This is a genomic window from Streptomyces arenae, assembly GCF_022343545.1.
In the GTDB taxonomy this organism is placed as follows: Bacteria; Actinomycetota; Actinomycetes; order Streptomycetales; family Streptomycetaceae; genus Streptomyces; species Streptomyces humi.
The window spans coordinates 227,354-241,374 of the sequence record NZ_JAKQYH010000043.1 but is presented as its reverse complement, the minus strand read 5'-3'; the positions used below and the strand labels follow the sequence as shown (position 1 = coordinate 241,374).

Here is a 14,021-nt window from a genome sequence, read left to right as displayed (position 1 = left end):
CCGCTGGCATATGCCAGCGGAATGCCCCGGCCGCCGGACCTCGCCTGATCGTGCGTTCACTTCCTGTAGTCACGGGACTGCGTTGGGAAACTTTTAGGACCGAGCGATGGAAATATCTACAGCACCGCGCTGAGGAACTCCCGGGTCCGCTCCTGCTCGGGGTCGCTGAAGATCCGCTCCGGCGGACCCGCCTCGATGATCCGGCCCGAGTCGAACATCAGGACCTGGTCGGAGATGTCACGGGCGAAGTTCATCTCGTGGGTCACGCAGAGCATCGTGATGTCGGTGGTGCGTGCGATGTCCCTGAGCAGGTCGAGCACGCCCGCGACCAGCTCGGGGTCGAGCGCCGAGGTCACCTCGTCGAGGAGCAGCACCTTCGGCCGCATGGCCAGCGCCCGGGCGATCGCGACCCGCTGCTGCTGGCCGCCGGAGAGCTTCGTCGGCCGGGCGTCGGCCTTGTCGGCGAGGCCCACCAGGTCCAGCAGCTCCCGGGCGCGCGCCTCCGCCTCGTCCTTGGACAGGCCGAGCACGGTAACCGGCGCCTCGGTGATGTTGCGCAGCACGGTCATGTTCGGGAACAGGTTGAACTGCTGGAACACCATCCCGATCTGCTTGCGGACCTCCCGCAGCTCCTTCTCCGACGCCGGGAAGAGGCGCTGCCCGTCGACGGTGATGGTGCCGGTGTCCGGCTTGGTCAGGGTCATCAGCAGCCGCAGGATGGTGGTCTTGCCGGACCCGGAGGGCCCGATCAGGGTGACGTGCCGGCCCGCCTGCACGCTCAGGTCGAGCCCGTCCAGGACGGTGTTGTCGCCGAACCGCTTGGTGATCCCCTCCAGACGGATGAGTTCGGCGGACGTGGTGCCGGCCGCGGCCGGCTGCTGATCGCTCTGCTTGCTGGTCTCAACGGACAAGGCGACGCTCCAGGGTGCGCAGGAGAAGGGAGGCGAGGTAGGAGATGACGATGAAGGCGACGCCGATCACCGTCACCGGCTCGGTGAACTGGAAGTGCTGCTGGGAGAAGAGCCGCGCCTGGCCGAGCATCTCGAGGACGGTGATCGACATCAGGATCGGTGTGTCCTTGAGCATCGAGATCACGTAGTTGCCGAGCGGCGGCACCACCCGGCGCAGCGCCTGCGGCAGGATCACCACCGCCCAGGTGCGCCGGGCCGGCAGGCTGAGCGCCGTCGCCGCCTCCCACTGGCCGGCCGGCACCGCCTCGATGCCGGCCCGGTAGACCTGCATGGTGTACGTCGAGTAGTGCAGGCCGATCGCGAAGACCCCGGTGGTCAGCGCGGAGAAGGTCAGGCCCCACTCGGGCAGCACGTAGAACAGGAAGAACAGCTGCACCAGCAGCGGGGTGTTGCGCACGAACTCGGTCACCACCCCGACCGGCCAGCGCACCCATCTGGTGGGCGTCCGCATCAGCAGCGTCCACACCAGCCCGAGCGTGAACGAGATCAGCGAACCGAGGGCCAGCGCCTGCAGGGTGACCAGCAGGCCGTCCCAGAAGTGCGGCATGAACTCGCTGACGGCACTCCAGTCCCACTTCACGCGACACCACCGACCCCGGTCGTCTCCCTGCGCTTGGCCGCCCGCGCCGTGCGCTCGTTCCCCGGGTCCTTGCCGACCCCGGCCTTCAGCCGCTTCTCGAGTCCACGCATCAGCCGGGTGATGACGAACGCGATCACGAAGTAGATGACCAGCAGATACGAGTAGATGTGCGCGCTCTCCTGCAACGCCAGCCGCACCAGGTTCCCGCTGAAGGCGAGGTCACCCATGCCGGTGATCGACACCAGCGCGGTGCCCTTGAGCAGCTCGACGAGCAGGTTGCAGTACGACGGGATCATCTCCGGCACGGCCTGCGGCAGCAGGATCAGCCGCAGCCGCTGCCAGGGCGTGAAGCTGAGCGCGATCCCGCCCTCCTTCTGCGCCGGGTCGACCGCGTTCAGCGCCCCGCGCACGATCTCCGAGCCGTACGCGCCGTACGTCAGCCCGAGCGCCAGGGTGCCCGCCCACAGCGGCACCAGCTGCCAGCCGAACGCGACCGGCAGCACGAAGAACACCCAGAAGATCATCACCAGCGCCGAGGTGCCGCGGAACACCTCGGTGTACAGGCCGGCGAGGAACCGGACGAACCAGAGCCGGTTCGTCCGCGTCACGCCCACCACGAGGGCCACGGCCGTCATCAGCAGCCCGCTGAGCACGAGCAGCTGGAGGGTGGTCCAGGTGCCCTTGATCACGAGTTCCCAGAGTCCCGAGGTCATCCGCTCTTGCCTCCCCCGCACAGCTCCTTCGCCGTCAGGTCGGTCATCTCGGCCTGGGTGAAGCCGAACGGCTTCAGGATCCGCAGCAGTTCGCCGGTCTGCTTCAGCTTGCGCAGCTCCGCGTTGAAGGCGTCCCGCAGCCGCGTCTCCGCCGACCGGAACGCGAACGCGCCCCCGTCGACATGCGGTTTGCCGCCCACGAGCGGCGCGAACGGCTTGGTCGCCTCGGCCTTGGCGGACTTCTTGACGACCTCCCGGACGGTGACCGCGGTCCCGGCGAACACGTCGACGCGCCCCGCCTCCACCGCGTTCAGCCCGGCGACCTGGTCGGGAACGATCAGGATGTCGCTCTCCTTGTACCCGGCCTCGACCGCGTACTGGATCTCCGCGTAGCCCGTCCCCGTGGCGAACTTCGCCTTCTTGGCGACGACGTCCCGGTAGTCGTGCAGTCCCTTGGGGTTGCCCTTCCGCACGACGAACGAGTCGAGCATCTGGTAGTCCGGGTCGGCGAAGATGACCTGCGCGCACCGCTCCGGGTTGACGTACATCCCGGCGGCCACGACATCGAACTGCTGCGAATTCAGTCCGGGAATCAGCGAACCGAACTCGGTGGGCACCGGCTGCACCTTGTCGACCCCGAGCCGCTTGAAGACCGCCTTCGCCAACTCCGGTGCCTCACCGGTCAGACGGCCGTCCTTGTCGATGTACCCGAAGGGGATCTCACCGGCGATCCCGAGCCGCACGACACCCTGGGCACGCAGGCGTTGCAGCAGGTCACCGCCCTTGGTGGTGGAGGCGGTGGCCACCCTTGTGCACCCGGCGGCGGCGAGGGCGCCGACGGCCGCGGCGCCCGCGAGCACCGCCCGCCGAGAATGTCTGGGTTCATACCCAGATGTGTCTGTGTCGTTCCCATGTGGTGGAGCCATGGCGGCGCGGCTACCCGGGCCCATCCGACTTATGCACCATGGATTGCATGGGCAATCGACACATCGAAGTCTCGCTGGTCAAGCGTGGAGTCACCGCCACGGCCCGCCTCCTGGACGACCGCGCGCCGCTCACCTGCGCCGCCGTCTGGAACGCTCTGCCGCTCTCCGGGGACGTGTACCACGCCAAGTACGCACGTAACGAGATCTACGCACTGTTCCCGCCATTCGCGGAGACGGAACCGCCCCTGGAGAACCCGACCGTCACGCCCGTCCCCGGCGACCTCTGCTACTTCTCCTTCGCCGGCACGGAGTTGGCCACCCGGGCCTACGGCTACGACCGGGAGGTACGCCCCGGCACCACCCTGGTCGACCTGGCCGTCTTCTACGAACGCAACAACCTGCTGCTCAACGGGGACGTGGGCTGGGTGCCGGGGATCGTCTGGGGAGAGATCACCGAAGGCCTTCCCGAACTGGCGGACGCCTGCAACGACCTGTGGCGCACGGGCGCGGCGGGCGAGACGCTGACGTTCCGCAGGGCGTAGCCCGGCCCCGAGGCCGTCCCCTCGCCACTGCCGTACCGGCCGCGACGGTGCCAGGCCGCCACGGCGCTAGGCCGCTACGGCGCCTGCCGGCGGGGCCGTGGCCACCCCCGCCCGGTACAGCGCGTGGGCCGCTCGCAGCACCAGGTCGTCGCGGTGGCGGGCGGCGATGATCTGGAGGCCCACCGGCAGCCCGGCGGCGTCCTTCCCCACCGGGACCGTCGCCGCCGGCTGCTGGGTCAGGTTGAAGGGGTAGGTGAACGGGGTCCAGCCCGTCCAGCGGCGGTGGCCCGAGCCACCCGGGACCTCGCGGCCCGCCTCGAACGCCGTGACCGGCAGGGTCGGTGTCACCAGCAGGTCGTGGCGTTCGTGGAAGAGACCCATCCGGCGGCCCAGGTCCATCCGGACGTCCACCGCGGCGAGATAGTCGAGCGCGCTCAGCCGGGCACCGGCCGCGGAGATCTCCCGCAGCCCCGGGTCGAGCGACGCGCGCTGCTCGGGGGAGAGCCGCTGCGTCACCCGGGCCGCGCCCGCGAACCACAGCGTGTGGAACGCCGCCACCGGATCGCTGAAGTCCGGGTCGGCCTCCTCCACGTACGCCCCCAGCCCGGCCAGCCCGGACACCGCGCGCCGGACCGCCGACGCGACCGCGGGATCCACCGCCACCTGCCCGCCAAAGGCCGGCGAGAAGGCCACCCGCAGGCCGCGCACGCCCTCGTCGAGGACCGCCGAGAAGGGCCCCGGCGCCGGCGGGAGAGCCGACCAGTCCCGGGCGTCGGGGGCGCCGATCACGTCGAGCAGCAGGGCCGCGTCGGCCGCGTCCCGGGTCATCGGACCCACGTGCGAGAGCGTGCCGAAGGCGCTCGCGGGATGGAGCGGGACCCGGCCGTACGTCGGTTTCAGGCCGAAGATCCCGCAGAACGCGGCCGGGATCCGGACGCTGCCGCCGCCGTCCGTGCCCAGGGACAGCGGGCCCGCGCCCAGGGCGACGGCCGCCGCGCTGCCACCGCTGGAGCCGCCGGCGGTGCGCGAGGGGTCGTACGGGTTGCGGGTGATCCCGGACAGCGGGGAGTCGGTCACGCCCTTCCAGCCGTACTCCGGAGTGGTCGTCTTGCCGACGAACACCGCGCCGTGCTCGCGCAGCCGGGCGACCGAGGGCGCGTCCTCGTCCCAACTCCCGGACAGGGAGACGGTTCTGGAGCCGCGCAGGGTCGGATGGCCGCGCAGCAGCAGGATGTCCTTCACCGTCACCGGCACCCCGTCCAGCAGGCCCCGCGGCTCGCCCCGCCGCCACCGCTCCTGCGAGGCGCGGGCCCGCGCCAGGGCGTCCTCCTCCAGGAGACGGACGAACGCGTTGACCGCCGGCTGGATCCGCGCCGCCCGCTCCAGGACCGCCCGGGTCACCTCCACGGGGCCGAACTCGCCCTCGCGGTAGCCGTCCAGGAGTCGTCGGGCGGTGAGGTCGGTCAGCTCCATGGGCCCCTCCCGAGGGTCAGTGACCTGGCACGTATCCGCGCTTCTTGTCGACCACGTTCAGCAAGGATCTGCCCGCCGCCCAGCGCTCGTACAACTCCACGAACTGGTCGGCCAGGTCGTCCTGCCAGCCGACCGTGTCACCGCTCATGTGCGGGGAGACGACCAGACCCGGCGCCCCCCACAACGGGCTGTCGGCGGGGAGGGGTTCGGTGGCGAAGACGTCCAGGGCCGCGGCGGCGATCCAGCGGCTGGTGAGCGCCTGGACGAGCGCGTCCTCGTCGACCAGCGGGCCCCGGCCGACGTTGATGAAGCAGGCCGACGGCTGCATCACACCGAAGCGGCGCGCGTCGAACATGCCGTGCGTCTGCTCGGTCAGCGGGGCGGCGGCGATCACCCAGTCCGCCCGGGACATGAGCCGGTCCAGGTCCTCGGGGCCGTGGATGCCGGTCCGCGGCACCCGGCCGACCAGCGCGGTCGTGACACCGAGCGCCTTCAGGGTGCGGACGATCGCCCGCCCGATCGGCCCGGAACCGACCACGCAAGCCCGCGTGCCGGCCACCCGGCGCGCCTCGCGGTGCCGCCAGGTCCGCTCCCGTTGCAGGTCGAGAGTCCGGGGCAGGTCCTTGGCGAGCGCCAGCACCAGCGCCGCCACGTACTCGGCGATCGGCTCGTCGAAGACCCCGCGCGCGTTGGTGACGACCGTGTCGGACGCGGCCAGCTCGGGGCTCATCAGATGGTCCACGCCCGCGCTCGCGGTGTGCACCCAGCGCGGCCGGGGCCCCGGCCCCGGCCAGGCCTCGCGCACCGCGCGCGAGGCGAAGTCCCAGACCAGGAGGACGTCGGCGGCCGGCAGCCGGGCGGCGAGTCCGGCCGCGTCGGTGCGCACGATCCGGGCGCGGCCGGTGAGCCGGCCGAGGCGAGGCGGCGGGTCGGCGTCGAGGACCAGCACGGTGGGCACAGGCGGCGTCATTTCGGGGCGGTCTCCCGGCGTCCGGTAGCGTCCGACATGGGCGGATGGCACGTCTGAGATGCGCGGATTGACCGCGCTCGCACCCGACCCTACCTTCGTCAACACGGGCGTGTCCGTAGACCGTTGCCCTCTCGTCTTCCAGTGTGAGGCCGGTGAGCCCCATGGACGTCTCCTTTCTGGGCGGGCCCCGTCCCCAGCGCGGTGTGGGCGTCGTGGCGCCCTTCGACTTCGCGCTCGACCGCGAGCTGTGGCGCTGGGTCCCGGACGACGTCTCCCTGCACCTGACCAGGACTCCCTTCGTGCCCGTCGAGGTCAGCCTCGACCTGGCCCGGCTGGTCAGCGAGCACGAGACGCTCGGCGAGGCGGTGCGCGCGCTGACCGCCGTGGCGCCCGAGGTCGTCGCCTACGCCTGCACCTCCGGCAGCTTCGTCGGCGGGATCGCCGGCGAGCGCGCGATGTGCGAGGCGATGACCCGCTCCGGCGCGGTGCCCTCCCTCACCACCTCCGGCGCGCTCCTCGACGCGCTGACCGAGCTGGGCGTACGGCGGCTGGCGCTGGTCACCCCGTACACCGAGTCGGTGACCCGGGTCCTCGCGCAGTACGTGGCGGAGGCGGGCGTACGGGTCGCGGGCTGCGCGTTCATGGGGCTGACCCGGCACATCTGGCAGGTGCCGTACCGGGAGGTGGTGGCCATGGCACGGCGGGCGGTACGGCCCGGGGCCGCCGACGCACTGTTCATCTCCTGCACCAACCTCCCCACCTACGACGTCATCCCCCAGCTGGAGGCCGAGCTGCGCGTTCCCGTCCTGTCGGCCAACCAGGTCACGATGTGGGCGGCGCTGCGCAGGCTGGGTACCCGAGCGGTTGGGCCCTATCAGACGCTGGTCCGTCATCCCGACGGATCCGTGCCGCGGGAGTGGCCCGTACTGCCGGAAGAACAGCAGGAAGGGTGGACATGACAGCGCTCGGACTCCTCTACCCGGGGCACTCCGCCGAGGACGACTATCCCCGTATCGAGCAGCTCCTCGGCAGCGACATCCGGGTGGACGTCGTCCACACCGACATCGGTGAGGACGCGCACCGGGTGGACGCGCTCCGCGAGATGGGTTCCGCCGACCGGCTCGCCGCCGGGGTGGCGGAACTGCGGCTCGCGGGCGCGGACGCGGTGGTGTGGGCTTGCACCAGCGGAAGCTTCGTGTACGGCTGGGAGGGCGCCCAGCAGCAGGTCCGCGACCTCGCCCGGGCGGCCGGGCTGCCGGCGTCGGCGACGCCCTTCGCGTTCGTGCACGCGGCGCGGGAGCTCGGCGTACGACGGGTGGCGGTCGGCGCGACCTACCCGGACGACGTGGCCCAGCTCTTCGCGGACTTCCTGCGGGCCGGCGGCCTGGAGGTGACCGGCGTGCGCTCCGCGGGGATCGTCACGGCGGCCGAGGTGGGGACGTGGGGGGAGGAGGAGGTCCTCACGCTGGCGCGCGCCGCGGACGCGGGCGGGCCCGAGGCGGTGCTCCTGCCGGACACGGCACTGCACACGGCGGCGCATCTGCCGCTGCTGGAGAAGGCGCTGTCCAAGCCGGTGCTCACGGCGAACCAGGTGACGGTGTGGGAGGGGCTGCGCCTGGCGGACCGCCGAGTGAACGCGCCGGCCCTGGGCACCCTCTTCACCCGCGAACCCCTCGTACAGGCCTGACCGCCCCACCGCACCAGGGAGCCCCGCCCCTGACCCCCGGCCCCTCGCCCAGCGCCCCGCAGGGGCGCGGGGAACTGCGCGATCAGCCCCCGCCCGCCCGCAGCCGCGATACGACAGTGAGTGGCGGGGACCTTGCGCGATCGGCCCCCGCCCGCCCGCGGCCGCGATACGGCAGCGAGCCGCGGAATAAACGGAGACCACCTCCTGTTATCGCCTCTCAGTACAGCTCACGGCGGCAAACAGGAGGCTCTCACCGTGTCGGCAGACGAGATCCGGGGCATCACGCACGGGACCGCCCCCGTCCCCCTCTCCGTACTGGACCTGGTGACCGTCGGCACCGGCAGTACCGCCACCGACGCCCTCCGCACCAGCGTCGACCTCGCACGGCTCGCCGAGGCGCGCGGCTTCCACCGGTACTGGGTCGCCGAGCACCACTCGATGCCCGGCGTGGCCTCCTCCTCGCCCGCCGTGATCCTCGCCCACCTCGCCGCCTACACGGAGCGCATCCGGCTCGGCTCGGGCGGGGTCATGCTGCCCAACCACGCCCCCCTCGTCATCGCCGAGCAGTTCGGCACGCTGGAGGCCATGGCCCCGGGACGGGTCGACCTCGGCCTCGGCCGGGCGCCGGGCACCGACGGGGCCACCGCCGCCGCGCTGCGCCGCACCCAGACCCTCAATGAGGGCGCCGACGACTTCCCGCAGCAGCTGGCCGAGCTGACCCGGTTCCTGGACGACGACTTCCCGGACGGGCACCCGTACCGGCGGATCCACGCGATCCCCGGGCCGGTCCAGAGCACCACCCCGGGCGGTGTCCAGTCCCCGCACCGGCCGCCGGTCTGGCTGCTCGGCTCCTCCGGGTTCAGCGCCCGGCTGGCCGGCATGCTCGGGCTGCCGTTCGCCTTCGCGCACCACTTCTCCGCGCAGAACACGATCCCGGCCCTCGACCTGTACCGCGAGTCCTTCAGCCCGTCCGCCGTCCTCGACGAGCCCTACGCCCTCATCGGCGTCTCCGTGCTGGCCGTGGACGAGGAGCGCGAGGCCCGGCGGCAGGTACGGGCCGGCGCGCTGAACATGGTGCGGCTGCGCACCGGGCGGCCCGGTCTGTTCCCGGACCCCGACGACGTCGAGAACCACGAGTTCTCCCCGATGGAGGAGGAGTTCGTGCACTCCTGGACGTCCAACATCGTGCACGGCACCGCGGACGAGGTCCGCGCCGGCCTCGACGACCTCCAGAAGCGCACCGGCGCCGACGAGCTGATGCTCACCACGCACGCCCACCGCGGCGAGCTGCGCCTGCGCTCCTACGAACTGGTCGCCGACGCCTACGGATTGCCGACCGGGGTGTCCGCGTAGCTGCGGGTGTCCAGCAGTTCGGAGATGCGGTCCGCCGTCACCGGCCGAGAGTACAGCCACCCCTGGCCGGTGTCGCAGCCGATGTGACGCAGCCGCGAGGCCTGCGCCGACGTCTCGACGCACTCCGCGGTGACGGTGAGTCCCAGCCGGTGGGCCAGCTGGATCATCGCCTCCACCACCACCTCGTCCGCCGGGTTCGGGCGGTCGCCCGGGTCGTCGTACTGGAAGCCCCGGACGAATGAGCCGTCCAGTTTGAGGACGGAGACCGGGAGCCGGCTGAGGTACGCCAGGTTCGAGTAGCCGGTGCCGAAGTCGTCGATGGCGATCCGGACGCCCATGTCGCTGAGGGCCTGGAGGGCCTGGAGCGGGCGGCCCGCCGAGCCCATGACCGCCGACTCGGTGAGTTCCAGTTGCAGCAGGTGCGGGGCCAGTCCGGTCTCGGCGAGGGTCTCGGCCACGTCCGCGACCAGGTCGGAGTCCCAGACCTGGCGGACGGCGACGTTGACGCTGACGAAGATCGGCGGCCCGGCCGGGTGGTCCAGCTGCCAGCGGCGGGCCTGCCGGCAGGCGGTGGTCAGGGCCCAGCGGCCGAGCGGGACGATCGAACCGTCCTCCTCGGCCAGTCCGATGAACCGATTCGGCGTCAAGGTCCCGAACTGCGGATGGTGCCAGCGGATCAGCGCCTCGACGCCGCTGAGCCGTCCGTCCCCCATACCCACCAGCGGCTGGTACTCGAGCGCGAACTCCCCTCGCTCGATGGCCGGGCGGAGGGTGGACGAGAGTGCCTGACGGGTCACCAGGTGGGCGTTGCGCTCCGGGTCGAAGAGCGTCCAGCGGGACTTGCCGTCGGCTTTCGCCCAGTACAGGGTCGTGTCGGCGGCCTGCATCAGACCGGTCGCGGTGGTGCCGGCGGCATGCCGTTCCACCACTCCGATCGACGCCGACAGCGACAGCCGCTGGCCGGCCAGGTCGAACGGCGCCTGGAGGGCGGCCAGCGCCGACTCGGCCAGGTCGGCCAGCTGTTCGGTGCCCGTGGAGTCCTCGACCAGCAGCGCGAACTCGTCGCCGCCGAGCCGGGCCACCAGCGGCGCCCCGGCCCGCGCGAAGCCGGCCTCGTCGGCGATCCTGGTCAGCCGCTCGGCGACAGCGGCCAGCAGCCGGTCGCCGACCCGGTGGCCGAGGGTGTCGTTGACCGCCTTGAAGCCGTCCAGGTCGAGATAGCACAGGCCGATCCGGCCGGTGCCGCTGCGCTCGTACGACTCCGCCTCCAGCGCGGCCGAAAGGCGCTCGAAGAACAGCGACCGGTTGGGCAGCCGGGTCACCGGGTCGTGCATCTGCAAATGCCTCAGCCGGGACTGGAGTTCACGGCGGTCGCTGATGTCGGTGACCGAGATCAGCACCCCCGGCACACCCTTGGCCAGCGGGGCGATGGTCACCTGGACCCACACCGAGTGCCCGTCGGGATGCTTCAGCCGCCGGGTGCAGCGCAGCTTGGCCTGCCGGCCGCGCAGCACCTCGCGGTAGGCGTGCCAGGTGCGGGCGTCGGAGGCGAGGTCCACCAGATCCGCGGCCACCCGCCCGGCAAGTCCGGCCGGATCGGCGCCGATCAGCGTGGCGAAGGCCTCGTTGGCGGCGCCGACGAGGCCTTCGCCGTCGACCACGATCATGGGCAGCGCGGCGGCCGAGAAGGCGTACTCGTAGGTCCTCAGTTCTGTCGTCTCGTACGACTTCCGATAGCTCTTGTCACTCTCTGTGACGGCGGACCGGTCGAGGTCTGCCGCGGGCGTCGGCCCTTCGGACGTTCCGCTCACCGCTCGCTCCCGCAGTGCACTCGATCTCTGTCCGTGCAGGAAAGTCTGCCGATCATAGAGGCTGGCCCGAGGGCCGTGCAGCCACTGTCCAGTGTCCACGATGAACCGGTGGTTCTGACAGATCGTTTCTGCCCGCACCTGGACGGGTTCTTGAGGCGCACGACCACTTGTGACGGTCCGTGAGCGTGTCGGGGTGTCGGCCGTTCGGGTCTCTCCGTGGCAAGCAGGGGGTTCCTCACCCTTCTGGTGCAGATAAACAGGTCATAACGCGACAAATGCCCGCAGGCTGGGTCCGGTGTCCCGCGAACCGCCTCCGGAGGTCCTTCCGTGCCGCGTCTCCTGCTGCGCAGCAGCGCCGCCGTGTTCACCACGATGTCAGCGCTCGTCGCGACGACGATCCTGACCGGGCCGTCGGTGGCCGAGCCGTTCTCCACGGCCCCCTGCGCCCTGCCCCGCACGGACGCGCACCACTCCGAGGGCGTCGACACCTGGAACCCCGACTACACCCGCCCGACCCACCCGCTGTCGGCCGTGATGGTGTTCCTCTCCTTCCCGGACGCCACTCCGCGGACCACCCCAGCGGAGCTGGCCGCCGACCACTTCCCGGCCACCAGCCGCTTCTACGAGCGCGCCTCCTACGGGAAGTTCACCATCCGGGCGCACCCGCTGACGCACTGGCTGCGGATGCCCCGGCCGTCGGTCGCGTACGGCATACAGCGCGACTGGAGCATGCCGCTGCGGGCCGCCTACCTGCGGGACGCGTTCGCGGTGGCCGATCCGGTGGTCGACTTCGCGCACTACGACGTCGTGTACTTCGTGGCCGATCCGGACGCGCCCGGCGTCGACTCGGACGCCACGAAGGTGGTCAACCTGGACACCCCGGCACACGTCGACGGGACGGACGTCCGGCGGGTGGTCACCGTCTTCGAGAAGCATCCGCCGGACCGGCTGGTTCTCGCCCATGAGACCGGGCACGTCTTCGACCTCCCCGACCTCTACCACCGTCCGGTGGACGGCAAGGGCGACTGGGACACGTACGTCGGCGACTGGGACCTGATGGGCAGCCAGTTCGGTCTGTCCCCGGACTTCTTCGGCTGGCACAAGTGGAAGCTGGGATGGCTGGATCCGCGCCAGGTGGTGTGCGTGAAGGGGACCGGACCGACCCGGCTGACCCTGGAGCCGCTGTCCGCCGGGCCCGGGGTGCCGCAGCAGGGCGCCGCGGGCGCGCCGGCGTTCGGGCTCGGCGACGGCACCAAGCTGGCGGTGGTGCGCACCGGTCCGGACAGCGCGCTGGCCTTCGAGGCGCGCGGTGCGGCGGGCAACGACAGCGCGACCTGCCGGCAGGGCGTCCTGGTCTACCGGGTCCGTGACGAGACGGCCTCCGGCGGCGGCCCGGTCGAGGTGATCGACGCGCATCCGCGTACCGAGGCATGCTGGGAGAACTCGGTCTACCCGCCACTGGCCGACGCCCCGGTCGCCCTCGGTGAGAGCTTCACGGTGCCGGGGGAGGGGGTGAAGGTGGACGTGGAGGGACGCACGGCGTCCGGCGCCTGGAACGTGAAGATCACGCCCAGGCAGCTGGCCTGACCGGAGAGGACGCACGATGACGGATGGGCCAGGCTCCACTGGAGCCTGGCCCATCCGTCATCTACTTCGCGTGCGCCGCCAGGGACTCGAACCCCGGACCCGCTGATTAAGAGTCAGCTGCTCTAACCAACTGAGCTAGCGGCGCCTGCTGACGTCGTAGACCTTAGCATCCTGATCGGCGGGAGGAAAAATCGATATGCGCACGGTCGGCCGGGCCGCCCGTACCGCCGCCCAGAGCAGGATCTCGGGGCCGGGCAGCCACGGGTGCCGGGTGTCCGGGGCGACCAGCCAGCGGGCGTCGGCCGGGGCCGGACCGTGGTCGCCGTTGAGTGCCGGGACGGTCACCGCGTCGCCGGTGCCGTGGCACAGCAGCGGTGGTACGGCCTGGCCGCGGCCGCCCCACTCCTCCCAGTCCAGCAGCGAGGGCAGCCGGGCGGCGGTGCCCGGGGCGGCGAACAGGAGCATCCGGCCCCGGAACACCGCGACCGGCCCGGATCCCGGCCCCTCGTCCCACAGCCGGTCCAGCATGCGGCGGCCGTGCATCGCCGGGGCGTTCACCACGTCGAACGCGGCGCCGCAGGGCAGGACGACCGGGGCGTCCGGCCGCTCCTCCCAGAAGGCGAGCGTGCTCCGCGGATACGTTCCTGCGGAGGCGAGCCAGGCGGCTCCGTCGGAGGTGATCCCGGCCGCGTCGCCGCGGTCGCCGTGGTGGCCGGGGAAGGTCTCGTACGGTGTGCTGCTCATAGGGATGTGATACCCCTCGTGAGTGCCCGCTCGCCGTGAGTTGCCGGAAACCGGGGCGCTGCCCGGCACGGCGGGGTATCTTGCCCGCCTGGCATATGCCCCCCGGGTCGTGGCGCCCGGCCGCCCGCCCGCTACACGGGTTCCGCCCGCTACACGGGTTCCGCCGGCTCGGCCCCCTCGGCGCCCTTCAGCAGGTCCCGGCCGAACTCGACCATCTTCTTCGCGTAGTCCTCGGTCCACCCGGCCCGCTCGGCGATGTCGGCCGGGGTCAGCCGGTCGAAGCGGCGCGGGTCGGCGAGCTGGGCGGCGGCCATGGCCTGGAACTCCACCGCGCGGTCGGTGGCGACCCGGAACGCCAGGGTCAGCTCTGTCGCCCGCGCCAGCAGCGCCCCGGGGTCGTCTATCGACTCCAGCCCGAAGAAGTGCTCCGGGTCGGCGACCGCTGCCACGGGCTCGAAGAGCAGGGGCGCGGGGCGTAGCCGCGGTTCGTTCCGTCGCGGCGTGGGCTCCGCCATGTCTGGTCCTCCTCGTACGGTTCGATGGCCACCGTCCATTCTCTCGCGCCGCGCAAGGGGACCCCAGGGCCGCCGGCTCACTCTGCGTACCCCCACCCCGACCATTCAGGCCCGCCAGATCACCCGGTGTTCGGTGAGGTGGGCCAGGA

The 14,021-nt window shown here is 71.8% G+C and carries 14 protein-coding genes and 1 tRNA gene; 5 read left to right on the top strand and 10 right to left on the bottom strand.

The genetic code is table 11. The annotated features are described in order from the left end of the window. Positions 1-116: 116 nt before the first annotated feature. From ehuA to ehuB, 4 genes are read right to left on the bottom strand one after another with little or no spacing between them, the layout of a single operon-like run. Positions 117-911, bottom strand: coding sequence for an ectoine/hydroxyectoine ABC transporter ATP-binding protein EhuA (gene ehuA / locus MB828_RS19170; RefSeq protein ID WP_430381399.1), 795 nt, complete (start codon positions 909-911; stop codon positions 117-119). Then, positions 901-1,551, bottom strand: a complete 651-nt coding sequence (gene ehuD, locus MB828_RS19165) for an ectoine/hydroxyectoine ABC transporter permease subunit EhuD (RefSeq protein ID WP_133021719.1) — start codon at positions 1,549-1,551, stop codon at positions 901-903. Before ehuD ends, ehuA begins: the two co-directional genes overlap by 11 nt. Beyond that, positions 1,548-2,264 carry an ectoine/hydroxyectoine ABC transporter permease subunit EhuC gene (gene ehuC, locus MB828_RS19160; protein WP_301649278.1) on the bottom strand — a complete coding sequence of 239 codons (717 nt, stop codon included), beginning with the start codon at positions 2,262-2,264 and terminating at the stop codon, positions 1,548-1,550. Before ehuC ends, ehuD begins: the two co-directional genes overlap by 4 nt. Next, positions 2,261-3,190 carry an ectoine/hydroxyectoine ABC transporter substrate-binding protein EhuB gene (ehuB, locus tag MB828_RS19155; protein ID WP_301649277.1) on the bottom strand — a complete coding sequence of 310 codons (930 nt, stop codon included), beginning with the start codon at positions 3,188-3,190 and terminating at the stop codon, positions 2,261-2,263. Before ehuB ends, ehuC begins: the two co-directional genes overlap by 4 nt. 47 nt (positions 3,191-3,237) lie before the next feature. On the opposite strand from ehuB, the gene MB828_RS19150 reads away from it, so the two are divergent. Then, complete coding sequence (locus MB828_RS19150) at positions 3,238-3,732, top strand: DUF3830 family protein (RefSeq protein WP_165941390.1); 495 nt, start codon at positions 3,238-3,240, stop codon at positions 3,730-3,732. Positions 3,733-3,798: 66 nt separating this feature from the next. Here MB828_RS19150 and MB828_RS19145 read toward each other — a convergent pair whose 3' ends face one another. Both MB828_RS19145 and MB828_RS19140 read right to left on the bottom strand, forming a co-directional pair. Further along, positions 3,799-5,205, bottom strand: a complete 1,407-nt coding sequence (locus MB828_RS19145) for an amidase (protein ID WP_301649276.1) — start codon at positions 5,203-5,205, stop codon at positions 3,799-3,801. 16 nt (positions 5,206-5,221) lie between these two features. Continuing rightward, the gene (locus MB828_RS19140) at positions 5,222-6,175 is read right to left on the bottom strand and encodes a D-2-hydroxyacid dehydrogenase (RefSeq protein ID WP_133021724.1); all 954 of its coding nucleotides are present in this window, start codon (positions 6,173-6,175) and stop codon (positions 5,222-5,224) included. 161 nt (positions 6,176-6,336) lie between these two features. Here MB828_RS19140 and MB828_RS19135 point away from each other — a divergent pair, with 161 nt between their 5' ends. The 3 genes from MB828_RS19135 to MB828_RS19125 all read left to right on the top strand — a co-directional run bounded on the left by MB828_RS19135 (position 6,337) and on the right by MB828_RS19125 (position 9,215). Further along, positions 6,337-7,134: a maleate cis-trans isomerase family protein gene (locus MB828_RS19135; RefSeq protein WP_133021725.1), complete on the top strand. Its 798-nt coding sequence runs from the start codon at positions 6,337-6,339 to the stop codon at positions 7,132-7,134. Then, positions 7,131-7,862, top strand: a complete 732-nt coding sequence (locus tag MB828_RS19130) for a maleate cis-trans isomerase family protein (protein WP_301649275.1) — start codon at positions 7,131-7,133, stop codon at positions 7,860-7,862. The genes MB828_RS19135 and MB828_RS19130 overlap by 4 nt, the downstream gene beginning before the upstream one ends. Positions 7,863-8,117: 255 nt before the next feature. Then, positions 8,118-9,215 (top strand): LLM class flavin-dependent oxidoreductase, encoded by a 1,098-nt coding sequence (locus tag MB828_RS19125; RefSeq protein WP_301649274.1) that lies wholly within the window; start codon positions 8,118-8,120, stop codon positions 9,213-9,215. On the opposite strand, the gene MB828_RS19120 is transcribed toward MB828_RS19125, so the two are convergent. Further along, a complete protein-coding gene (locus tag MB828_RS19120) occupies positions 9,185-11,026 on the bottom strand; it encodes a putative bifunctional diguanylate cyclase/phosphodiesterase (RefSeq protein ID WP_301649273.1) in 1,842 nt (613 codons plus the stop codon). The two genes, MB828_RS19125 and MB828_RS19120, sit on opposite strands and share 31 nt — an antisense overlap. A 372-nt stretch (positions 11,027-11,398) precedes the next feature. Here MB828_RS19120 and MB828_RS19115 point away from each other — a divergent pair, with 372 nt between their 5' ends. After that, positions 11,399-12,613 carry a M6 family metalloprotease domain-containing protein gene (locus MB828_RS19115; RefSeq protein ID WP_133022327.1) on the top strand — a complete coding sequence of 405 codons (1,215 nt, stop codon included), beginning with the start codon at positions 11,399-11,401 and terminating at the stop codon, positions 12,611-12,613. A 71-nt stretch (positions 12,614-12,684) separates the two neighbouring features. Here MB828_RS19115 and MB828_RS19110 read toward each other — a convergent pair. From MB828_RS19110 to MB828_RS19100, 3 genes are all read right to left on the bottom strand, one after another. Further along, a tRNA-Lys gene (locus tag MB828_RS19110) sits at positions 12,685-12,758 on the bottom strand. Then, positions 12,749-13,357, bottom strand: a complete 609-nt coding sequence (locus MB828_RS19105) for a bifunctional DNA primase/polymerase (protein ID WP_301649272.1) — start codon at positions 13,355-13,357, stop codon at positions 12,749-12,751. Before MB828_RS19105 ends, MB828_RS19110 begins: the two co-directional genes overlap by 10 nt. Positions 13,358-13,506: 149 nt before the next feature. Continuing rightward, positions 13,507-13,872, bottom strand: coding sequence for a hypothetical protein (locus MB828_RS19100; RefSeq protein WP_301649271.1), 366 nt, complete (start codon positions 13,870-13,872; stop codon positions 13,507-13,509). Positions 13,873-14,021: the final 149 nt, after the last annotated feature.